This is a genomic window from Clostridium sp. YIM B02551 (genome assembly GCF_022324735.1).
Taxonomy (GTDB): Bacteria; Bacillota; Clostridia; order Clostridiales; family Clostridiaceae; genus Clostridium_T; species Clostridium_T paridis.
Genome location: NZ_JAKGTF010000006.1, coordinates 137,310 through 158,764, shown reverse-complemented (window position 1 = coordinate 158,764; position 21,455 = coordinate 137,310). Strand labels below are relative to the sequence as shown.

At 29.6% G+C, this 21,455-nt stretch carries 22 protein-coding genes; 5 read left to right on the top strand and 17 right to left on the bottom strand.

Going from position 1 to position 21,455, the window contains the following annotated elements; all coding sequences use genetic code 11:
• Positions 1–19 precede the first annotated feature (19 nt).
• The 12 genes from L1S47_RS09015 to L1S47_RS08960 all read right to left on the bottom strand — a co-directional run bounded on the left by L1S47_RS09015 (position 20) and on the right by L1S47_RS08960 (position 12,011).
• Complete coding sequence (locus tag L1S47_RS09015) at positions 20–2,362, bottom strand: cation-transporting P-type ATPase (RefSeq protein WP_238883258.1); 2,343 nt, start codon at positions 2,360–2,362, stop codon at positions 20–22.
• A 71-nt stretch (positions 2,363–2,433) separates the two neighbouring features.
• A complete protein-coding gene (gene spoVAE / locus L1S47_RS09010) occupies positions 2,434–2,793 on the bottom strand; it encodes a stage V sporulation protein AE (protein WP_202768352.1) in 360 nt (119 codons plus the stop codon).
• A gap of 1 nt (position 2,794) precedes the next feature.
• Positions 2,795–3,823, bottom strand: coding sequence for a stage V sporulation protein AD (gene spoVAD, locus L1S47_RS09005; protein ID WP_238883257.1), 1,029 nt, complete (start codon positions 3,821–3,823; stop codon positions 2,795–2,797).
• A gap of 15 nt (positions 3,824–3,838) precedes the next feature.
• Complete coding sequence (gene spoVAC, locus L1S47_RS09000; RefSeq protein WP_238883256.1) at positions 3,839–4,294, bottom strand: stage V sporulation protein AC; 456 nt, start codon at positions 4,292–4,294, stop codon at positions 3,839–3,841.
• A gap of 178 nt (positions 4,295–4,472) precedes the next feature.
• Entirely contained in the window at positions 4,473–5,228 is a 756-nt protein-coding gene (gene sigF / locus L1S47_RS08995; protein ID WP_238883255.1) for an RNA polymerase sporulation sigma factor SigF, read from the bottom strand.
• 18 nt (positions 5,229–5,246) lie between these two features.
• Complete coding sequence (gene spoIIAB, locus L1S47_RS08990) at positions 5,247–5,675, bottom strand: anti-sigma F factor (protein ID WP_202768348.1); 429 nt, start codon at positions 5,673–5,675, stop codon at positions 5,247–5,249.
• An 11-nt stretch (positions 5,676–5,686) separates the two neighbouring features.
• Complete coding sequence (gene spoIIAA / locus L1S47_RS08985; protein ID WP_238883254.1) at positions 5,687–6,025, bottom strand: anti-sigma F factor antagonist; 339 nt, start codon at positions 6,023–6,025, stop codon at positions 5,687–5,689.
• Positions 6,026–6,261: 236 nt separating this feature from the next.
• Positions 6,262–8,559: an AAA family ATPase gene (locus tag L1S47_RS08980; RefSeq protein WP_238883253.1), complete on the bottom strand. Its 2,298-nt coding sequence runs from the start codon at positions 8,557–8,559 to the stop codon at positions 6,262–6,264.
• Positions 8,560–8,915: 356 nt separating this feature from the next.
• Positions 8,916–9,590 (bottom strand): deoxyribose-phosphate aldolase, encoded by a 675-nt coding sequence (gene deoC, locus L1S47_RS08975; protein WP_238883252.1) that lies wholly within the window; start codon positions 9,588–9,590, stop codon positions 8,916–8,918.
• Positions 9,591–9,662: 72 nt separating this feature from the next.
• The gene (locus tag L1S47_RS08970; RefSeq protein WP_238883251.1) at positions 9,663–9,995 is read right to left on the bottom strand and encodes a hypothetical protein; all 333 of its coding nucleotides are present in this window, start codon (positions 9,993–9,995) and stop codon (positions 9,663–9,665) included.
• A gap of 19 nt (positions 9,996–10,014) precedes the next feature.
• Positions 10,015–11,058, bottom strand: a complete 1,044-nt coding sequence (locus L1S47_RS08965) for a DNA polymerase IV (RefSeq protein WP_238883250.1) — start codon at positions 11,056–11,058, stop codon at positions 10,015–10,017.
• A 50-nt stretch (positions 11,059–11,108) separates the two neighbouring features.
• Positions 11,109–12,011 carry a DUF4003 family protein gene (locus L1S47_RS08960; protein ID WP_238883249.1) on the bottom strand — a complete coding sequence of 301 codons (903 nt, stop codon included), beginning with the start codon at positions 12,009–12,011 and terminating at the stop codon, positions 11,109–11,111.
• A 215-nt stretch (positions 12,012–12,226) separates the two neighbouring features.
• On the opposite strand from L1S47_RS08960, the gene nadA reads away from it, so the two are divergent.
• From nadA to nadC, 3 genes are read left to right on the top strand one after another with little or no spacing between them, the layout of a single operon-like run.
• Positions 12,227–13,141: a quinolinate synthase NadA gene (gene nadA, locus L1S47_RS08955; protein ID WP_238883248.1), complete on the top strand. Its 915-nt coding sequence runs from the start codon at positions 12,227–12,229 to the stop codon at positions 13,139–13,141.
• 1 nt (position 13,142) lies between these two features.
• On the top strand, positions 13,143–14,447 hold the full coding sequence (locus L1S47_RS08950) for an L-aspartate oxidase (RefSeq protein ID WP_275297806.1): 1,305 nt from the start codon (positions 13,143–13,145) through the stop codon (positions 14,445–14,447).
• Positions 14,425–15,264, top strand: a complete 840-nt coding sequence (gene nadC / locus L1S47_RS08945; RefSeq protein WP_238883325.1) for a carboxylating nicotinate-nucleotide diphosphorylase — start codon at positions 14,425–14,427, stop codon at positions 15,262–15,264. The genes L1S47_RS08950 and nadC overlap by 23 nt, the downstream gene beginning before the upstream one ends.
• Before the next feature lie 90 nt (positions 15,265–15,354).
• Here nadC and L1S47_RS08940 read toward each other — a convergent pair whose 3' ends face one another.
• The 3 genes from L1S47_RS08940 to L1S47_RS08930 all read right to left on the bottom strand — a co-directional run bounded on the left by L1S47_RS08940 (position 15,355) and on the right by L1S47_RS08930 (position 17,549).
• Entirely contained in the window at positions 15,355–16,095 is a 741-nt protein-coding gene (locus L1S47_RS08940) for an NUDIX hydrolase (protein WP_238883247.1), read from the bottom strand.
• A gap of 156 nt (positions 16,096–16,251) precedes the next feature.
• On the bottom strand, positions 16,252–17,322 hold the full coding sequence (gene hypD, locus L1S47_RS08935) for a hydrogenase formation protein HypD (RefSeq protein ID WP_238883246.1): 1,071 nt from the start codon (positions 17,320–17,322) through the stop codon (positions 16,252–16,254).
• Positions 17,323–17,333: 11 nt separating this feature from the next.
• On the bottom strand, positions 17,334–17,549 hold the full coding sequence (locus L1S47_RS08930; protein ID WP_202768339.1) for a HypC/HybG/HupF family hydrogenase formation chaperone: 216 nt from the start codon (positions 17,547–17,549) through the stop codon (positions 17,334–17,336).
• A gap of 260 nt (positions 17,550–17,809) precedes the next feature.
• Here L1S47_RS08930 and L1S47_RS08925 point away from each other — a divergent pair, with 260 nt between their 5' ends.
• Complete coding sequence (locus L1S47_RS08925; protein WP_238883245.1) at positions 17,810–18,223, top strand: hypothetical protein; 414 nt, start codon at positions 17,810–17,812, stop codon at positions 18,221–18,223.
• A gap of 70 nt (positions 18,224–18,293) precedes the next feature.
• Here the strand turns inward: L1S47_RS08925 and L1S47_RS08920 are convergent, their stop codons facing one another.
• Entirely contained in the window at positions 18,294–19,607 is a 1,314-nt protein-coding gene (locus L1S47_RS08920) for a 6-phospho-beta-glucosidase (protein ID WP_238883244.1), read from the bottom strand.
• 128 nt (positions 19,608–19,735) lie between these two features.
• Here L1S47_RS08920 and L1S47_RS08915 point away from each other — a divergent pair, with 128 nt between their 5' ends.
• Entirely contained in the window at positions 19,736–21,079 is a 1,344-nt protein-coding gene (locus L1S47_RS08915) for a PLP-dependent aminotransferase family protein (protein ID WP_238883243.1), read from the top strand.
• Between the two features lie 72 nt (positions 21,080–21,151).
• Here L1S47_RS08915 and L1S47_RS08910 read toward each other — a convergent pair whose 3' ends face one another.
• Positions 21,152–21,364, bottom strand: coding sequence for an aspartate 1-decarboxylase (locus L1S47_RS08910; protein WP_373689054.1), 213 nt, complete (start codon positions 21,362–21,364; stop codon positions 21,152–21,154).
• Positions 21,365–21,455 lie beyond the last annotated feature (91 nt).

Genomic DNA, 21,455 nt, shown 5'->3' with positions numbered 1-21,455 from the left:
CTTGGGAAGTGCTATTAATTCATTCTATTTCCGCTTTTTTAAATCTAATATCAAATGTTGCTATAAAAGTTAACATTAAAAATGCACCTACTGCTGTAAATCCATAGTCTACTATATCTATTGTCAAAATCTTTACAACAGTACTACCAACTACTATTAACATTCCTCTTAAAAATATATTTTTAGGAGTTAATTCAAACATATTTTTATTAAATATATTTCTGATAAGTATCAACGGCAAAATCAAAATGTTCATAGCTAAAATAATTAATTCGTTTGAAATTACTTGTCCATAAAACTCAAAAGAAATTAAACTAATTAAGCACTCTGCAATAATCAATATCCAATAAAATGCCTTTCCTGATTTTATCTTTCTATTAATTTCTCTCTTTAATGACTTCAAAAATAATAACTTTTCTAAACAATCTTCTTTTATATATAGGTCTGCTACCTTCTTTACTAATGCTGATGCCTTACCTTTAGCAATCGCTAATGTAGAAAGTGCAAGTAAAGGCAAATCTATAACTTCTTCTCCTGTACAGCAAACCTTATAATTATCTTCTTTAAACATCGTAAATATAGCATTTTTTAACTCTGGAACAATTTTCGAGAAAACTTTAGTTTTTGAAAGAATCTCTATTTTCTCTTCTTTAGTTGAATTAATTAATTCTATACCCGATATTACCTCTGTATCATCTCCAATTAACCCTACTTCTTTACCAACAGTAGCTGCAGTTATTTTGTTATCCTCAGTTATCAATATAGGGTGAATCTTTTCTCTTATTAATCTTCTTAACAAATCATTAATACTTGGATTTGTTGGATTCTCTAATGCTATTATTCCAACAAATACTAAATTACTTTCTATATTTTCTGATGTAGAAGGTTCGTAACTGAAATTTCTATAGGCTACTCCCTGAGTTATTAATCCTTCTTTAGATATTTCATAATCTTTTTCCCTTATTACTTCTCTTTCTTCATCTGTAAATTCTACTTCTACTCCATCCTTCATTATATGAGTGCAACAATCAAGAAGCTCATCTAGGTTACCTTTTATATTAGCTCTATATCCTTTTCCAACCTTATTTATTGTTGTATATATACGCTTACTAAAATCCATTGGAATATCAAATACTCTTCTATTTTTACTATCTACTTGAGCTTTATAGATATGCTTTATCCCTGCATATTTAAGTATTGCTATATCTTTTAAATCTCCTGTTCCACTATCATCAGAAGAGTTGTAGGTAGCATTGTTAACTAATAAGCCTATTTCCATAAGTCTAATAAAGTTGAAATTCGACTTGTCATCCTCTTCTAAGTTAGTATACTTTCCATCTGTAAAAATCTTTGATACATTCATATGAGTTTTAGAAATTGATCCTACTTTATCAATAAATAATACTTCAATATCATCTATCAAATCAATCCATGAAGGGTTTAATATATTGATATTCTCTTTATCAGCAGTTTTATTAACTAACCTTAAAAATAACATCATTACAATAATACTTCCAAAAGAGGTAGATGATATAAGTATACTAAATATAAAGTTTTCATCTGTTCCTTTAAGCATTGTTCCTAAAACAATTACTATTATCCCAAATAATAGTGATAAGGTAAGTGTTTTATTTAATTGATTTTCTGCCTTATCATTTATAGTTTCTTTTCTAATATTAGTGCTATTTAGCATATTCATTATCTTACCAAGCTGTGTATAGTTACCGGTTGCGATAACTATTCCTGTAACTTGTCCAGAAACAACCTTGGTACCTTTAAAAAGTATATTTTTAATTTCACCTAAACTTGTTATTTCTTGAGTTAACTTACTTTCATATTTCTCTGATAAAAACTCTTCTCCTGTTAAGCTTTTCTCGTTTACTTTTAAGTTATCAGAACTTATTATCCTAATATCTGCTGGAATAATGGATCTGTCATCTATTATTACAATATCTCCTACTACCAATTCTTCCGAATTAATTAGCCTTTCTCTACCGTCCCTAACAGCTGTAATTTTACCATAGCTAATAGCACTTAACGTTGTCATTTCTTTCTTTCTGTTGACAAGTTGTCTTAATTTAAAAATTAAAATTCCAATAGGAATCGCTAATGTAAAAATCGAACTAATATATTTTCCTAAATAAACTCCATAAATACAAATTAAAATGGGTATAATGAACCAAACATTCTTGATAGATTTCAAAATAGATTTCCATGCTTTTTCTTCAAAAATAATATTTATTTTATTATTTCCCCATTTCTCTCTTCTTTTTAAAATCTCTGCTTCACTTAACCCATAATCAATATCACTTTCTAGAAATTCTACTACCTTATTCCAGGAGTTCAAATACCAATTAATCAAAAAAATCACTCCCTGCAAAATGTATAATATAATTTATCGTCCAATATTCAAAAATCCTAAGCCCTTAGTCCTTAGGATTTTGTTTTAGGATTAAAAATCAATGCCATAACATAACCAAAAAATACTGCTGCCGTTATTCCCCCAGCCGTTCCTTTTATTCCTCCTGTAAATGCTCCAATTAAACCTTTTTCATCAACTTCCTTAATTGCTGCCTTTGCTAATGCGTTTCCAAAGCCAGGCAAAGGAACACTTGCTCCCGCTTTGCCTATTTCAAGCAACTTATCATATATATTAAAAGCACCAAGTATCGCACCAAGTGTTACAAATACTACTAGTATTCTTCCAGGAGTAAGCTTGGTTTTATCCATTAATATTTGAGCTATTACACAAATAGTTCCTCCTACTATGAATGAACTTAAATAATCATTCACCTTACATCACTCCCTCTTTATCATACTCTATTACTACTCCATGTGCTATACCTGGAATACTTTCTCCTTGAAGTGATGATGTATTGCTCATTAGTGCACCTGTTGATACTAAAAATACTCTCTTAATTTCTCCTGCCATTAATTTCTTATATAAATAACCACATGCTATTACAGCTGAGCATCCACAGCCACTGCCACCAGAATTAGTTTTTTGTTTCTCGTTATCATAAATTATTTCTCCACAATCTATATAACATTTACTCATATCATAACCATATTCCATCATTAATCTTTGAGTCAATTGTTTCCCGAATTTCCCCAAATCACCAGTAGCTATTATATCATAATCTTCAGGGCCTCTTCCTAAATCCTTGAAATTTCTACAGATTGTATCCACTGCTGCTGGCGCCATAGCTGCTCCCATATTTCCTGCATCTTTAATTCCATAGTCTTTTACAACCCCTGTGGTTACATGAGTAATTCTAGGAAAATTACCTTCATTCGCCAAAACCATTGCCCCAGCACCCGTTACGGTCCATTGTGCTGTTTCTGGTCTTTGACTCCCATATTCTAAAGGAAATCTAAATTGCCTCTCTGCAGCTGAGAAATGTGATGATGTACTTGCTACTACGTATTTTGCAAATCCTCCATCCATTATTAATGAAGCTAATCCTAATGATTCTGCCATAGTAGAACATGCTCCATAGAGTCCAAAGAAAGGAATGTCTAATTCTCTTGCAACAAAATTAGATGAGGTCAATTGATTTAAAAGGTCTCCTGCAAATAAGTAATTGATATCTGTTTCACTAAGATTTGCCTTTCTTATGCTATCTTTTATAGTACTATACATAATAGAACTTTCTGCTTGTTCAAATGTTTCTTTACCGTTCTTATCATCTTCTAAAATTGTATCAAAATATTCACTCAATGGACCCATTCCTTCTTTTGGGCCTACAGTAGTTGATGAAGCAATTATTTTAGGAGGATTTTGAAGCTCTACAGTTTGTAACCCTCTGCGTTTGTTCTTCATAATTATCCCTCTTTCTTATAGAAAATTAATAAAGTAATGTATAATTCCAATTACTACAGATGTCCCTATTCCGTATACTAGAACTGGTCCCGCAATTGTGAACATTTTGGCTGCTACTCCTAATATAAAGCCCTCTTTTTTGAACTCAATTGCAGGAGATACCACAGCGTTTGAAAATCCTGTTATTGGAACAACAGTACCTGCACCAGCAAAAGAAGCAATCTTATCATATATCCCAATTCCAGTTAATAGTGCTCCAATAAATATCATTATTATCGGAATCCAAATTACTACATCTTCTCTTGATATATTAAAGTTTAAAAGTATATCTGTTAATCCCTGTCCAATTACACAGATAAGACCTCCTACCCAAAAAGCATTTATGCAATTTCTTAAGAGCTTCGGCTTTGGTTCTAACTCCTTTGAAAGCTTATAGAATTCTTTTTTTATTTTTCCTTCTTTTTTATTCAAACTACATTCCCCATTTCTATTTACGAGATATATTTATTATTTCCCAAAAAAATAGTTCTATGATTATTAATATATAATGCATTATATATATAACCATAGAACTATTTATAGGGTTTTAAGTTCAACTGATAACTTATTCATATAAGAATAAATTAAGTTTTCTATGAAAAACCCTATATTAATCTCCTAATTTTTTTCTCATTTCTGATAAAACTTTCTTTTCAATTCTTGAAACTTGTACTTGAGAAATGCCCAGTAATCTTGCCACTTCAACTTGTGTTTTATCTTTAAAATATCTCAATAGGATTATTTGTCTTGATTTTAAATCTATACCTCTCAAAGCCTCTTTTAAAGCTATTTTATCAACCATACTTGTATCTTCAATTCCAGTTTCACTCAATTTATCAATTAGAAGTACCGGAGAACCATCCTCTTGATGTATAGTATCATAAAGATACTGCAAGGAGGAAGTTGACTCTAGTGCAAAAACGATTTCTTCCTTTTCTATTGAAGAGTACTCTGAAAGCTCTTCTAGTGTTGGTTCTCTATTTAATTTTTTAGTTAATTCTTCCTTAAAGAAATGTAATTTTTTAGCTAGTGTTTTGGTATTCCTACTTACTTTTATTATTCCATCATCTCTTAAAAAGCGCTTAATTTCTCCTATTATCATTGGAACTGCATAGGTTGAGAATTTTACATTATAAGAATCATCAAAATTTTTAATAGCCTTCACTAGTCCAATTGACCCTATTTGAAGTATATCCTCATAATCATAACCTCTGTTTAGGAACTTTTTACTTAAGGAAGCAACAAGCGGCATATTCATTTGGATTAGTTTATCCATAGCTTCTTTACTTCCAGCTTTTGATAATCTAATTAACTCTGAATTATCGTTGTAGTTATATTCATCTATTTTCATATCACTTTTACTCATATAACTTCATCACCTAGCCTATACTGAGTTGAACTTTTTTTCTAATATAATCTTTGTCCCCTTGCCTAACTCACTTTCAACTTCTAAGGAATCCATAAAACTTTCCATTACAGTAAATCCCATTCCACTTCGCTCTAGGTCAGGTCTTGAAGTATAAAGTGGTTCTTTTGCTTTTTCAATATTTTCGATACCAACTCCATGATCTTCAATTATTACCTTAACTTCATTACCTTCTATATAAACTTCTATCTTTATAGTTTCATTAGGATTATTCTCATATCCATGTATTATAGAATTTGTAACGGCTTCAGAAACTGCAGTTTTAACATCTGTTAACTCCTCAAGAGTTGGATCTAATTGTGATACGAAAGCAGCTACAGCAACTCTCGCAAATGCCTCATTTTCTGACTTACTTAAAAACTCAATTTTCATACTATTATCAATCATCTTCACTCCCCCTAATTATTGCAGTTTATAGCTTCCTCTATGCTATCATAAGCCTTAATAATCTTAAATAATCCCGAAAGCTCAAATACTCTCTTAACATTTTTTGTGGCTTCTGCAATAACAACTTTTCCACTTTTACTTGATAATTTTTTATATCTTCCTATTACTACGCCAATGCCAGAGCTATCCATAAATGTCACTGCAGAAAAATCTAATATCAAATTTTTAACTCCATCTCTATCAATCCTATCATCTATTTTAACACGTACTTCTTCAGCACTATGATGATCTAATTCTCCTCTTAAAGTTACTATTAATTTATCATTACTTTTATTGAATTTTAGATACATAACTTTTACTCCAAAGTAAATTACTTTAGAGTTCCACACCTCCTTTTCTTTATCCGTTGTTTCCTTCTTTTTCCTTATATTACCATATTATTACTTATGTAGTCAAAGGATTTTTATTTATTATTGAATTTATATTACTTTTATAGGGTTTTAAGTTGAACTAATCACTGCTTCAATTTTAATCATAATAAAACCCCAAGAACTACGTTAGTTATTTCTTGAGGTTTGTTTTAGTTTTATAACTTTTTCATACTTTTATATTTATCTACTTCACTTTTCAATGTACCAAGAAGATTTTCAATAGTCTCTCCTTCTTTTAGCATAAGAATTTCTAATGCATCTGATAAAGTATCCATAGTATATATAGTAAATATTCCTTCTTTTACCGCTCTTTCAACCTTTGGGTTTAGAACAATCTCATCGGCATTTAATGAAGGTATAAGTACCCCCTTATTCTCCACATTATTCATTAGAGAACATACATTAAAGAACCCTTCAATTTTCTCATTAACTCCTCCAATAGGCTGTACCTCTCCAAATTGATTTATGGATCCTGTAACTGCTATATTTTGTCTTACTGGTATTTTACTTAGTGAGGAAAGAATTGATACTAATTGAGCCACCGATGCTGAATCTCCATCTAACATTCCATAAGTTTGCTCAAAACTCAAGTGGAAATCTACTGGCATCGTCTCATAGGCTGAGAAAAAATTACTTAATACCCCATGTATTATAGCTACAGATTTACTATGAATATTACCACTTAAATTACTTTCTTTTTGAGCATCAATTATTCTTCCTTGCCCTTTTGTACAAATAGAAGTTACCCTAATAGGTTTTCCAAAACTTAAATATCCTAAATCTATGACTGATAATGCATTTACTGCTCCGATTCTTTCACCCATAACATCCAAAAGAATTTTTTTATCACCATAAGATTTTAATATTTCTTTTTCCACTAATTCCTGATCATATAATCCTTCAATTATGGCTTTTTCCGTGATTTCATTTCCATATATCTTGGAATAGTTATCTGCTAAAAATAATATTTTTTCAATTTCTTTTTTATTTATATAAATCTTTTTACGATTAGAAGCCTTACGTGATAAATATTTAAATATTTCTTTTATGGCAGATTCTGTAACTTTATGAAGATTATTATTATCAACCACCTCTAAGATACTGTTCATAATCTCAGAAATAACTTGATTATTTATATCTACAACTGGATTGAATTGTGATCTTAATGAAAATAAATTTTCAAAATCTTCATCATAGTTATATAACAAATCATAACTTTCAAAATCTCCAATTAATATAACCTTTAAATTCACATCAATTGGTAATGGTTTAAGTCCATTTAATGATAGAAGTTCAAAATACCCCCTATTAAAATCATAGGAAACCTTTTGATTTAAAAGAGTCTTTTTTAAATAGTAGTAACTCCCTGCATTATTAACTAAGGAACTCATACGTAAAATTAAACATCCCTCATTCGCTTTTAAAATAGACCCTGCTGTAATTAATGAGATATCTGTTGTATACACTCCATTATGATTTTCATATTCTATATTTCCTAAAAGATTGTTTATAGTTGGATCTTCTTCAAATATTACTCTAGGGATTTTATTATCGCTGTTGTCTACTATTACATTTACTACATATTTATTTATTATTTCTATGATTTTATCTTCATCATCATCAAAACTCATAGTATAATTTTCTATTAATGCCTCTTGAATATCATAATTAACAAATTTAAAATATTCTAAAGAGCTTTCATCATCAGCAAGATCTTTTGCATATTTACTTTCATTTGCTAACTGAATTTTCTTAAGATACTCTTTTAATATGTCTTTTATCTTCTTAATTGAAGTTATCTCTAACTCCTTTAACTCTTCTAATATTTCAGCTGCATCAGTTTTTAGCTTGCTTGCTTTATTTAGTATATCTTCTCTATCCTTATGCTTAAGTGTGTCATATTCCTTTTCTGTCATAGCTATGCCTTCTTTAAGTGGAATAAATGCAAAACCTTGACTGGTTGACTTAAGATCAAATCCCTGATTTTTTGCTAAATCTATTAACACTCCTATATGTTGACTTCTCTTTTTATAAATGTCATCAAGGATATCTTCTTTTTCCTTGTTGTCAGAAGAATTATAAAAATCAACTATAGCATCAAAATAATCTTCTTTGATGGATTCTATCACCTTTTTCAATTTTTTCCCCAAGGAGTTTTTTACTAAAAGGGGTGTTGGATATCTTGAATCTTCATATATTACATAACAAATATCTTTTGGACTCTCCTTACTACTAAGAGATTCTTTTACATAATTCATGATATTTTCTATCTTATCCTTTGAAAAGGAGTCTACAACATACACATTGTATCCTTCCTTATTAATATTAAAAGCAAATTTAATCTTCTTATATACATCATAATACTCTGGAAGGTTAATTTTTTCCCTTAAGGGGAATGCATTATTTAAATCAATATTATATATAACTTCATCTATTGGCAATATTCTCTTCATAGGCTTTAACCACTCGCGAGAGTAGTTTCCTCCTTAAAATAATTGTTTATATATAAATATTCCAAATAGTCTATTTTAGGCATAGTTTTTATTTAAATAGTAAAAAAATCGCCAAGGCGATTATGAGCCGTCGATTTTTTTCTCGCATCTGCCTTTCCAAACGCATGTGAGGAAAATTTGGCAGGCGACTAATTCTTTTTTTTACTCTTTAGTGATATCCATTGAATCCTTAAATGATAATTCAAACTTATAATTTTATACACAACCATAAAATATTATAAATTCCTAAAGAGTAAAAAAATCGTCAGGACACATTTATGAACTGACGATCTTTTAAATAATATTTTATTAACTTTTTAATAGTTTCCTTTTGCTGTTTTTCCTTCAACTATTTCTATTGAAGATGAAGCCCCTATTCTTGTTGCTCCATTGGCAACTACTGCTTCAGCATCAGCCAAACTTCTAACTCCACCAGATGCTTTAACTCCCATATCAGGACCTACTATTTCTCTCATTAATTTTATATCTTCTGGTGTAGCTCCACCAGTTGAAAATCCTGTTGAGGTTTTTACAAAATCAGCACCTGCCTCTTTTGCAAGCTTACAAGCCATTACCTTCTCTTCATCAGTTAAAAGACATGTTTCAATTATTACTTTTGTAAGCGCTTTACCTTTTGCCGCATTAACAACAGCTTTTATATCTTCTCTTACATAGTCATAGTCCTTATCTTTAAGTCTTCCTATGTTTATAACCATGTCTACTTCATGTGCACCATTTGCTATTGCATCTTCTGTCTCAAATGCTTTAACTTTTTGAGTATTAGCTCCTAAAGGGAATCCTATCACTGTACAAACTTTAACATCTGTTCCTGCTACCAATTCAGCAGCTAACTTAACATTTGTAGGGTTAATACATACAGATGCAAAATTATATTTTACTGCTTCTTCACATATCTTTTTAACACTTTCAATACTTGCTTCTGGTTTAAGTATAGTATGGTCTATTATTTTAGCTAATTCATTACCATTCATAATTTAAAACCTCACCTTCGAAAACTTTTTCAAACAAATTATAAAGCAAATTTCACATTATGTCTACCTTATTTATTTCTCTACTATATAAATTAAAAATAATGCAATTTGTATAAAATACAATATTATATTATTTAATCCAATAGGAAATACCATTAGTAAGTTTATTATGAGTAATACCTCCAAAGGTATTAAAACATAGTATTTTATTGCTTTTATTCCCAAGGAAATAAGAATAAATAAAATTAGCAGTCCTCCTATTATTGATAGAATAGCAGATGATACAAAATCAAATTCTAGACCTCTCCACTTAAAACCAACTGTATAAAATAAGTAAAATAAACTCAAAAAAATATTAAATAAAATTAAGAAAGTAAAGCTTCCCCATTTCGCTAGTCTTTTCATCTTTCCTCCATAAGTAGATTTAAAACAATCTCATTTGATACATAGTATTCTCTTTTAATGAAGAAATGGATAACCCTATAAGTCTTAGGTCTTCTTCTATGTTCTCTTCTGATAAAATACTGAAAGACTCATTAAATATATCTTCATAACTATTTATATAAGTATTAAGCGTCTTGCTTCTTGTATGGGATTTAAAATCCCAGGTCTTATATTTTATAGTTACGGTTCTTCCTGATAATTCTCTTTGAGATAATAAATATGCTATTTCTCTTGAGAAATTATCCAAGTAAGGTCTTAGCTCATTTATGTTATTGGTATTATGTTTCAAAGTTGTTTCCTTACCTATAGATTTTCTTTCATGACTTATTTTAACTGGTCTATTATCTATGCCTCTTATTCTATCGTAAATTTCGTTACCAAACTTACCAAAATAATATGAAAATAATTCTTTAGGTAATTTATATAATTCATGCACCTTAAATACCCCGATATTATTCAATTTTTGTACTGATTTGACCCCTAATCCATATACCTTTGAAATAGGTAATGGAAATAGAATTTCCGGCATCATCTCTTTTGTTATTTCCATGGTTCCATCAGGTTTATTCCAATCTGATGCTAGTTTTGCAAGAAACTTATTATAGGAAATCCCTACAGATATTGTTAAACCAAGTTCTGTCTTAACTCTATTCTTTATATATTTAGCTGCTTCTATTGGCTCAAACTTTGAAGAGGTTATATCTATGTATGCCTCATCTATAGAAAGGGGTTCTATTATATTAGAAACCTCTTCTAATATATCAAATACCTTTTTAGAAATCTCCTTATATCGTCCATATCTTACTGGCAGAAAAACTCCATGTGGACACCTTTCTTTAGCCATAAAAATAGGCATGGCAGAATGTACCCCATAAGCTCTCGCCTCATATGAACATGTTGATACAACCCCTCTTTCACTTGTTCCACCAACAATAACGGGTTTCCCTTTCAAGGATTTGTTATCCATAACCTCTACGGAGGCAAAAAAAGCATCCATATCTACATGAATTATTCTTCTTTCCATAACTCCTCTTTTCAAACAATTATGTGAATTTTAATTGAATTAACTCTTAATTACATTAATTCGCTTAAAATAGACATTTCCTGTGTCTTTGTAAAGTTAAATATACAAATTGCAATAAGCTCACAAATTTCATCCTTAATTAGTTTTTCTTCATTAATTATTACTAGAGCAAAAGACAAAAATTTTCTAAAGCTTTTATCCATGAACAATTGTAACTCAGTGTGTTCTTCAAGAAAGTCTTGGCATCTCTCGAATTTATTTGTGTATTTATTATAATCCTTAAAAAATAAAGGATATAAAATAGCATATTGATGTTCAAATTTATTATCTATAATACTTTCGTTAATATCAAACTTTTCATTATATATTAAAGACATATTCACAATATCTTGAGTGATATTTGAACTTTTAGCTTCTAAGTTCTCATATAAATTAAAACATTCATTATAATTTTTTTCAATATATTCTAATGTAATTTCTTTAGCTACCATCAAAGCCACTATTGGATAATCTTCTTCCCAAGTAATCTTGGAATTTTTCCTTTGAATTTTAATAAAAATATTATGAAACTTATTAACAAAATCCTCTTTTCCATACTCAGATAAAATGTAACATGCTAAAGCTAGGTACCCACCTTCTTTATACCCCATCGAAATTAATTCTTCTTCTATTTTTATTAATTCATCTACTTTAAATTTATAGTCCTCATGCTTTAGTGAAATCAGCAATGAAACTATGTATAAACCTGTCCCTCTAAATGATGAATGCCAAGGAGTATTTTTAGAAAAATACTTCCTTATATTTTTCACATTGATTGTATTAACTTCCTTCTTATTAACCATTTCAAGTAAGGCTGCAAAGTAATTTAAATATTCCCCATCAAATCTTAAATCTAATTTTACTCTGTTATATTTGTCTATAATTATATTTGATAACCTTCTAACTTTATCCATGTAAAACAACTCCAGTTAATCATATTATTTTATAAGTTATTTAATAACCTATTATAATTATTACATTTATTTTTTTGTTAGTCAAATTAACAATATTTAAATTTTTCTTAAATTATGCTACAAAACTATAAATTTTCCTCCATAGTTGAATAAAGTTTACTGTAATGATATACTGCTGTATATACAGTTGTAAATATACTTTGGAGTGTGAATTTATGAATTTAATTGAGGAAATAAACAAACTAAAAAGAGAAAAAAATGCACTTATTTTAGCACACTATTATCAGTCTGATGATGTTCAAGATATAGCTGACTATGTTGGTGATTCTTATTATCTAAGTAAGGTAGCTATGAATTCTCCTGCAGATACTATTGTTTTTTGTGGAGTAAAATTTATGGCAGAAAGTGCGAAAATTCTTTCACCTAACAAAAAAATTATTTTCCCAAATCCTGATGCAGGCTGTCCGATGGCAGACATGGCAAGTGCAGATAAGTTAAAGGATTTTAAGGAAGAACATCCAAATGCAGTTGTTGTTTGCTATATCAATTCAAATACAGATGTTAAAAGCCTTTGTGATGTATGCGTAACATCCTCCTCTGCAGTTAATATTATAAAAAATATACCTAATGAGGAGATAATCTTTTTGCCTGACAAAAATCTAGGCGAATACATTGCAGAACAATTTCCTGATAAGAAATTTTACTTATGGGATGGATATTGCATAACACATAAGAAAGTAAAGGCTAAACATGTACAAGCTATAAAGGGAATAAAGCCTGAGGCTGAGATATTAGTTCATCCTGAATGCGAAAAGGAAATACGCGAATTAGCTGATTTTCTTGGAAGCACTGGGGAAATAATAGATTATTCAATAACTTCTCCAAGCAAAGAATTTATTGTAGTTACTGAATCAGGAGTACTTCATGAAATGAAAAAAAAGAGTCCTGATAAGGAATTTTATGTGCCTGGTACTACTATGACTTGTATTAATATGAAAAAAACTAATTTAGAAGATATTTATTTATCGTTAAGAGATAACATAAATGAAATTAATATAGACGATGATATAAGAATCAAAGCATATAAATCTTTAGAAAATATGCATATTTTATCACAAAGAAGGGATTAAGTTGGAAAAATACACAGATGTTTTAATTGTTGGTAGTGGAATTTCTGGTCTTTATCTTGCACTGAATTTAGATAAAGATATCAATGTAACCATTATTACAAAGGGGAAACTAAATGATACCAATAGTTATCTAGCACAAGGAGGTATCTCCACTGCTCTTTCAGATGAAGATATTCCCCTATTTATAAGTGATACCTTAAAAGCTGGCAAATATAAAAATGATGTTGCAGCTGTAGAAATACTGGCTAAGGAATCAATGGAAAATATATTGAGATTGGAAGCTTTAGGAGTTCCTTTTGATTCAACACCTGAAGGTTTTAAGTTTACAAGAGAAGGTGCTCACAGCATTAATAGAATTGTTCACGTTAAAGACTCAACAGGAAAATCAGTACAAGAAACATTAGTAAGTTCAGTTAAAAAGCATAAGAATATTACCATATTAGAAGATACAACTCTTCTAGATATAATAGTAAAAAATCGTTGTTGTGTGGGCGGACAAGTTTTAATTAATGATAATCAAATCTCTATTCATTCTAAAGTAGTTGTTCTTGCTACAGGTGGTATAGGGGGGCTGTTTGCAAATTCTACTAACCAAAGAGCCTTGACTGGTGATTCTATAAACATAGCATTAAAGCATAAAATAAAGCTTAAAGATCTTAAATACATCCAAATTCATCCTACAGCTTTATATGATAACAATTCAGATTCAAGACGTTTTTTAATCTCCGAAGCTGTTAGAGGCGAGGGGGGAAAATTGCTAAATGCGAGGGGACAGAGGTTTATAAATGAGCTTCTCCCAAGGGATGTTGTCTCAAAAGCAATATTTGATGAAATGAAAAAATTTAATGTTCCTAATGTTTTTCTAGACATTTCATTTTTAGATGAAGATTTTATTAAAAATAGATTTCCTGCTATATATGAAAATTGTCTTAATAAAGGGATTGATATTACTAAAGAACCTATACCAGTCTCTCCCGCCCAGCACTATTTTATGGGAGGCATAGAGGTAAATACGCATTCTGAATCTTCTCTAAAATACCTGTATGCTGTGGGAGAAACAAGTTGTACAGGAGTTCATGGTGCCAATAGATTAGCATCAAATTCTATTTTAGAAGCCCTTGTATTTTCAAGACGAGCAGCTAAATCTATTAATTCTTGTATATGTGATATTCCAATTATTAATATGAATCATCCATTAATTGACGGCAATATTAATAACTTTATTTATGAAAACAAAGTTAATACAATAAACTTATTTAAAAGGAGTGCAAATAATATAAATGTTGAATTTTCTTATAGTCGATAAAATAATTAAAGATGCTTTAGTAGAAGATATTCCAACTGAAGACATTTCAGCAAGTTCAGTTATTCCACTTGGTTCTATAAGTAAAATTGATTTACTTGCCAAAGAGGACGGAATATTGGCAGGACTAGATGTATTTAAAAGAGTTTTTGCTATTTTAGGAGATGTTGTTGTATCTTTATATAAAAATGATGGGGACAGAGCATTCACTGGTGAAAAAATTGGAGAATTGGTTGGCAACACTCATAATATACTTATGGGGGAAAGAGTTGCTCTAAATCTTTTAGGTAGGATGAGTGGGATAGCAACTACAACAAATAAAGCTGTTAAAATTCTTGAGGGTTCTAAAACAAAAATTTTGGATACTAGAAAAACCACGCCTAACCTAAGAATATTAGAAAAATATTCTGTTAAAGTTGGAGGTGGAGAAAATCATAGACAAAATTTGTCTGATGGAGTTCTCTTAAAAGATAATCATATTTCCTTTGCTGGAAGTGTAAAAAAAGCAGTTGAACTAGCTAAGAATAATAATTCATTTGTTAGAAAGATTGAAGTTGAGACTGAAACCCTAGAAATGGTCAAGGAAGCCTTAGATGCAGGTGCTGATATTATTATGTTAGATAACATGAGTATTGAGAATATTAAAGAAGCTTTGTCTCTTATTAATGGAAAATGTTTAGTTGAATGTTCTGGTAATATCACTCTTAACAATCTAGAGAATTACAGTAATCTTGGAATAGATTATATATCTTCTGGCGCATTAACACATTCCGTGACTCCTTTAGACCTATCTATGAAAAATCTTAGAGAAATTAAATAGTATGTTTTAAGAACAATGAATGCTATGAGAGCTAAATGAGCTGCATTTGAAATTATTATTCAAGTGCAGCTCTCTTTTAATTTAGTATTACTATCTATCTTCATAACTTTTTAGTCTTTCTATTTCCTTAACTTTTTCTATGGCAACACTTAATAACTTTGCATGATCCCCAGCAATATCTGATTTATCTATTATTTCATAGGACTTATTCTCTAATATATAGCCTTTTTTACTTATTACTTTGACTTTAGGGCAAATTTCTAGTTCATTATTTCTAAGACAAATATCCAAAATATATTCTCCTGCATTATTATTTATAGGAGTTTTTCTACATTCAACCTTAAACCAGCTTGCTTCTTTAGCATCATCACCTGCTTTTGCTTCCTTCTTCTCCTTAATTAACGCCAAGTAGGCTACAGTAATTATCCTATCCCTCTTATCTCTGCCTACATCCCCAAATGCTTGCAATTGCTGAAAATCCAATCCTTCAATGAATGTTTCTTCTCTTAATTCTCTAAGTGCCGACTCCTCTAAGTTTTCATCCATTTCGATAAAACCTCCTGGGAAAGCCCACTTCCCTTTATCAGGATAATTTCCTCTTCTAATAAGAAGAACTTCCATATCACAATTAAAATATTCAACAGTTTTTGTGCCTCTGTCCCCCAAGTTTTTGGTGTCTTCACTTTTTGTTTCATTACTTTTGGTGTCTCTGTCCCCCAAATTATTAATGCAGAAAATAATATTGTCTACTGTTACAGATGGCTTTTTATATTTTGAACTATCATAATTTCTTAGGAATTCTTCCTCTGTTAAGTTTTCTCGATCTTCCATTTATATACACCTCTCATTCACTAACTTAATTTTACTATTGGTTTTTCAAAAGTAAAATAATCTTTATATAAAAAAGATAAAAACACATGTAAAGAATACTAAATGCATTATAATTATCTGCATTTCTATTTATTCTCATTGTGTTTTTATTATATATTACAAATATTTATTTAATACATAACAAGCACCTTCACTTGATGCCATAGTAGGACCTATTGGTGTGCTAACTTTACATTCATTTTTAAAATAAATACACTTAGTAGGGTTTAGTTCTCCTTTAATTACTTTTTCACATATCTTGTTTTCACCACTACCTGTCTGACCTATATATTTACTTAATGGATATATTTTTTCAATATCATATCTATCATACCTACTCTTAAGTGAATATATAGATTCCTCTAACTTCCCTATGGCTCTATTATCTCCAGCTTTTGAATAAAAGAATTCTTCTATTTGTGATTTAGCAAGTCCATTTCCATCATAAGGTATAAATAATTTATAGTTATCCTCAACTTTAGCTTCTTTTTTTATCTTCTGATTAACAATCATTTCCACTGAGCTTACTATATCTAGAAAAGAAAATCCAGTTATAACTGATGGTATCTTATGTTTATTAATAAAACTATATCCTTCTTCACCAATAATAAGCGAAATATTTCCTGGGAGAATGAATCCATCTACTTTTTCTTTTGATTCATTAACAAAATAACTTATTATTCCTTTTATACGTCTATGAAGTGAAAGTATATAAAAATTATTCAATTCTTTATTTATAGCCTCAGTTAAAGAAATTATTGTTGCTCCAATATTTGTTTCAAAGCCTGTTGCAAGAAATATGACTTTCTTACTTTGATTATGAATTGCTATGTTAATAGCATCTAAACTTGAAAAAATCACTTGTATACTTGCACCTTTAACTTTTGCTTTTTCTAAGGTAATCTCACTTGAGCTTCCTGGAATTCTAAGCAATTCCCCGTAAGTTGCAAGAATAACATCTTCTGTCAGCGCTAAATTATATAAATAATCAATATAATATGGGGGAATAAGCGTTACTGGACAGCTACTTCCTATAGAAAATTTAAAGTTACTATTTAAAATATCCTTTAATACATACTTCTCTATTGCTGAAATATGTGTTTCACTAAACACCATTATATTAATATCATCTTTATAATCATTAATTCTATTGACCGTATCCTTAATAACAAGATTAATTCCTCTCATTCAATTCTCCTTTAAAGCTTTGACATACTGTCCATGTACTCTTTTATTTCCAAAGCATCCTTCTTTGATACTTTGTTTAATGCTACTCCTGAATTAATTAATATATAATCTCCTTCTTCTAATGAATCAATAAAATCTATTCTAACATTTTTTCTCATTCCGTTAATTTCACCCACTGCTTCATTACCCTTAATCTCAATCACTTTAAGTGGTATTGTAATTCCCATTTAACCCCCTCCTAAACCTAATAATAATATTTTATCATATTTACATATATAAATTCCACTTTTTATCAATCTTTTTAAATTAAATAAATTATTTTGTTAATAAATTATTAATTTAAGTATCATTTTGTGAAAATGAAAATACTAGATATAAATATATTTTTACTATTTTATTAACAATTGTGTTATGTTATAATTACATTGTTATTTTATGTTTATATAATAGATTTCATAATAATGTTTATTGCAAAGGAGCTATATTTATGGGTTTTAAAGAAAAAATGCAAAAGTACTATACTGATAACTACATAAAGAAGTATGGTGATAGAATGACTCAATTCCAAGGAAATATTCTATCCACTAAAATAGAGGAAAAAACCATTCTATGGATTTTCCACAAAATAACTGCCACAATAATAGTAAAACCAGACACTAGTAAAATGGTTATCAAATGTAGTTATACAAAAGGTCGTTGGTTCAAGAAACCTGACTTCATTCAAGTTAATCAAGGTCATAAGGTTATTGTTATGGGCCTAAAAGGTGAAAAAGGAAAAGATGGTTCAGAATTAATTACTATAATGAACCTAATCAATTTAACAACAAAAGTGGATTTAGTTCCTATTGACCATTCTCAACTTAAAAAAATGAAGCAACCAACTCCAAGAATGAGGGGATAACGCTTCTTAAGCTTAAACAAAAAACATCTCATGTTTTAACTTCATGAGATGTTTTTTTATTGACTGAAAATTATTTATTGAATTGAGGTAGATATTCTTTATGTGCTTCTAATAACTCATCTAAAAGAATCTTAGCCATTTTCTCATCCGCTACCAATGGATTAATTGTTAATGCTAACAATGCTAAGTTATAATCCCCAGATATTGCTGCTTCAACTACTGTCCTTTCAAAACTCTTAATTTGCTGAATTAATCCATTAATTTGTACTGGTAATTTTCCTATATTTATTGGTTTAGGACCATCCTTTGTGATGATACAACTTATTTCTACAGCTGATTCAGCTGGTAGGTCTGCAATTGCTCCATTATTTATTGTATTTACAGCTTGGATATCCTTTTTGTCATTGTATATAGAATTAATTAATCTACATGCAGCATCACTATAATATGCTCCTCCTCTTTTTTCTAATTGAGGTGGTTTAATATCAAGATTTGGATCATCATAAAGCTTAAATAAATCATCTTCTAATCTCTTTACGACTTCTGCTCTTGTTTCTCCTTTTGCAAATTCCTTTAATTCATCCTCAAGCATATTTTTGCTTTGATAATAATACTTATGATATGGGCAAGGCATAACGCCTAATGCTTTGATAAATTCAGGTGTCCACTCGAAGTCTTTTATATTTTTTACTATCCCGTCTACCTTTCCTTCACTAATTGTTTGAATTATTTCTTCATTTACTCTTTTTCCATCTACATATATATTTAAACCATAAACCATATGATTTAAACCTGCGAAATCCATTCTTACTCTTTCATGCTCTACATTACACATTTTAGCTACAGCCATTTCCATTCCAATAGGAACATTGCATAATCCGATTACTTTTTTATTTTTTCCATGTCTAAGTAATGCTTCTGTTACAATTCCAGCAGGATTTGTAAAATTAATTAACCAAGCATCTGGGCAAAGTTCAGCCATATCTTTATCTATATCTAATATTACAGGAATTGTTCTAAATGCTTTAAACATTCCCCCTGCACCATTTGTTTCTTGTCCAATTACTCCATGACTTAATGGTATTCTTTCATCTTTAATTCTTGCATCTAAAAGTCCAACTCTTAATTGAGTAGTAACAAAATCTGCTCCTTTTAAAGCTTCTCTTCGATCTAGCGTTGTGTGTATCTCCATAGGTACTCCAGCTTTTTTAACCATTCTTTTAGCTAAATCCCCAACTACTTCAAGCTTATGTTTTCCAGCTTCAATATCAACTAACCATAGTTCTCTAACTGGTAATTCCTTATGTCTTTTGATAAATCCTTCAACTAATTCTGGTGTATAACTTGAGCCTCCGCCGATAGTAACTATCTTTAATCCATCCATAAATTATTCCTCCTTTTAGTTACAGAAAATTATATTTATTTCGTCTATAGATTAATGTTATATCATTGAAATCGATTATTCAATTGAGATATAATTAAACTGTACCAGTACAGTTTGGAGGGTTATCTATGACAAAGTATGAACAAATCATTTATGATATAAAAAATGATATTAACGGCAAAAAATATAAAACCTCAAAGAAATTGCCTTCTGTTAGAGACTTATCTATAGCTTATAACTGTAGTAAATCAACTGTTATTAAAGCTTATGAATCGTTAAAGAATAGTCATTTGATTTACTCAGTCCCCCAAAGCGGATATTATGTTGTTGAGGAGCATATCACACCTATATCAATGCCAAATACATTTATAGATTTCTCTACGGGTAATCCCAATATAGGTAAAATTCTAACTCCTGATTTAAAACATTGTCTTAACAGAGCTGTAGATATCTATGCAAATCAACCTATTGATCCTGATGTTTATGGTATTGATTCTTTAAGACACTTATTACCAAGCTACCTTGCAAAATTTCAAGTTTTTACATCGGTTGATAATATATTTATTAATCTTGGAATACAGCAAATTTTAAGTATATTAACGAATATGCCTTTCCCAAATGATAAAAAAAATATTTTAGTAGAAAATCCTACTTACAGATACTTTATCTCATTCTTAGAAAACTCTGGTATAAAGCCAATAGGAATTGAGCGTAACGAGTATGGTATTGATTTAAATGAACTTGAACATATCTTCAAATATGGTGATATTAAATTTTTCTATACTATACCGAGGAATCATAATCCCCTAGGCACAAGGTATTCAAAATCTCAAAGATTAGCAATTGCAGATTTAGCTAAAAAATATAATGTTTATATAGTTGAAGACGACTATTTTGGTGATATTGAATTTGATTCTAAGTATGATCCAATATATTCATACGGAGATCATCATCACTTTATATATTTAAAAAGTTTTACCAAGATAATTCCATGGATAAAACTTGGTCTAACTGTAGTACCTGATAATTTAATCGATGATTTCAAGTTACATGCAAATTATTCATATTATTACTCTTATTTTGCTCCTTCATTAGTGTCTCAAGCCACTCTAGAGATTTATCTTAAAAGTAATCTTTTATCAAAACATATAAAGTCAATAAAGACAGAGCATAAAATTAGACTTAACCTTCTAAAAGAAAAGATGGATGAACTATCAAATTTAAATATATCTTTCACTAAGCCAACCGGGGGATTTTACTCTTACATATTTCTCCCTGAGTATATAAATGAGGATTTATTTGCTAAGAAATTGGGGGACAGAGGCATAAAAATTGCTAAAGGTCGACCTTACTTTTTATCAAATTCAACCTATAAAAAAGGAATAAGATTAAGTGTAGCAAAGCCTAATACCAATGAAATTATTACAGGTATGGATGAAATTATAACTCTATTAAAAAATGGATATCAATAAAATACTGATATCCATTAAACTTTTACATTATTATTTTATAATTTCATTCATTTCACGACATCATATGAAAAGTTACGAAAATCCCTCATACTTTTCATAACTTGTTACTAAACTAATATTATTTCCCGCTTCCAGAACTACTACCTTTGGTTTATGAGTTTTCACCTCTTCTTTATCCATTTCACAGTATGCCATTAAAATAAGCTTGTAGCTCCCTTTAATTATACGAGTTGCTGCTCCATTTAGGAAGAAATTTTTACTTCCTCTGTCCCCAGCTTTATTTATATTGTTTATGTTTCAAATGTATCTTAATTATTCCCATCTACAATTTGTACTTTTTCATAACCTAATAAATCAGCTTACCCCATCAATTACA

What these genes read in the sequence shown, in the direction of transcription:
- spoVAD (WP_238883257.1), bottom strand. Translation starts at nt 3,823, where the DNA reads ATGAAGAACAAACGCAGAGGGTTACAAACTGTAGAGCTTCAAAATCCT.
- L1S47_RS08930 (WP_202768339.1), bottom strand. Translation starts at nt 17,549, where the DNA reads ATGGGAATTACAATACCACTTAAAGTGATTGAGATTAAGGGTAATGAA.
- spoIIAA (WP_238883254.1), bottom strand. Translation starts at nt 6,025, where the DNA reads ATGTATCTAAAATTCAATAAAAGTAATGATAAATTAATAGTAACTTTA.
- L1S47_RS08915 (WP_238883243.1), top strand. Translation starts at nt 19,736, where the DNA reads ATGACAAAGTATGAACAAATCATTTATGATATAAAAAATGATATTAAC.
- L1S47_RS08980 (WP_238883253.1), bottom strand. Translation starts at nt 8,559, where the DNA reads ATGAAGAGAATATTGCCAATAGATGAAGTTATATATAATATTGATTTA.
- sigF (WP_238883255.1), bottom strand. Translation starts at nt 5,228, where the DNA reads ATGAGTAAAAGTGATATGAAAATAGATGAATATAACTACAACGATAAT.
- L1S47_RS08960 (WP_238883249.1), bottom strand. Translation starts at nt 12,011, where the DNA reads ATGGATAAAGTTAGAAGGTTATCAAATATAATTATAGACAAATATAAC.
- hypD (WP_238883246.1), bottom strand. Translation starts at nt 17,322, where the DNA reads ATGAGAGGAATTAATCTTGTTATTAAGGATACGGTCAATAGAATTAAT.
- nadA (WP_238883248.1), top strand. Translation starts at nt 12,227, where the DNA reads ATGAATTTAATTGAGGAAATAAACAAACTAAAAAGAGAAAAAAATGCA.
- spoIIAB (WP_202768348.1), bottom strand. Translation starts at nt 5,675, where the DNA reads ATGATTGATAATAGTATGAAAATTGAGTTTTTAAGTAAGTCAGAAAAT.
- L1S47_RS08965 (WP_238883250.1), bottom strand. Translation starts at nt 11,058, where the DNA reads ATGGAAAGAAGAATAATTCATGTAGATATGGATGCTTTTTTTGCCTCC.
- L1S47_RS08940 (WP_238883247.1), bottom strand. Translation starts at nt 16,095, where the DNA reads ATGGAAGATCGAGAAAACTTAACAGAGGAAGAATTCCTAAGAAATTAT.
- deoC (WP_238883252.1), bottom strand. Translation starts at nt 9,590, where the DNA reads ATGAATGGTAATGAATTAGCTAAAATAATAGACCATACTATACTTAAA.
- L1S47_RS08970 (WP_238883251.1), bottom strand. Translation starts at nt 9,995, where the DNA reads ATGAAAAGACTAGCGAAATGGGGAAGCTTTACTTTCTTAATTTTATTT.
- L1S47_RS08925 (WP_238883245.1), top strand. Translation starts at nt 17,810, where the DNA reads ATGGGTTTTAAAGAAAAAATGCAAAAGTACTATACTGATAACTACATA.
- L1S47_RS08920 (WP_238883244.1), bottom strand. Translation starts at nt 19,607, where the DNA reads ATGGATGGATTAAAGATAGTTACTATCGGCGGAGGCTCAAGTTATACA.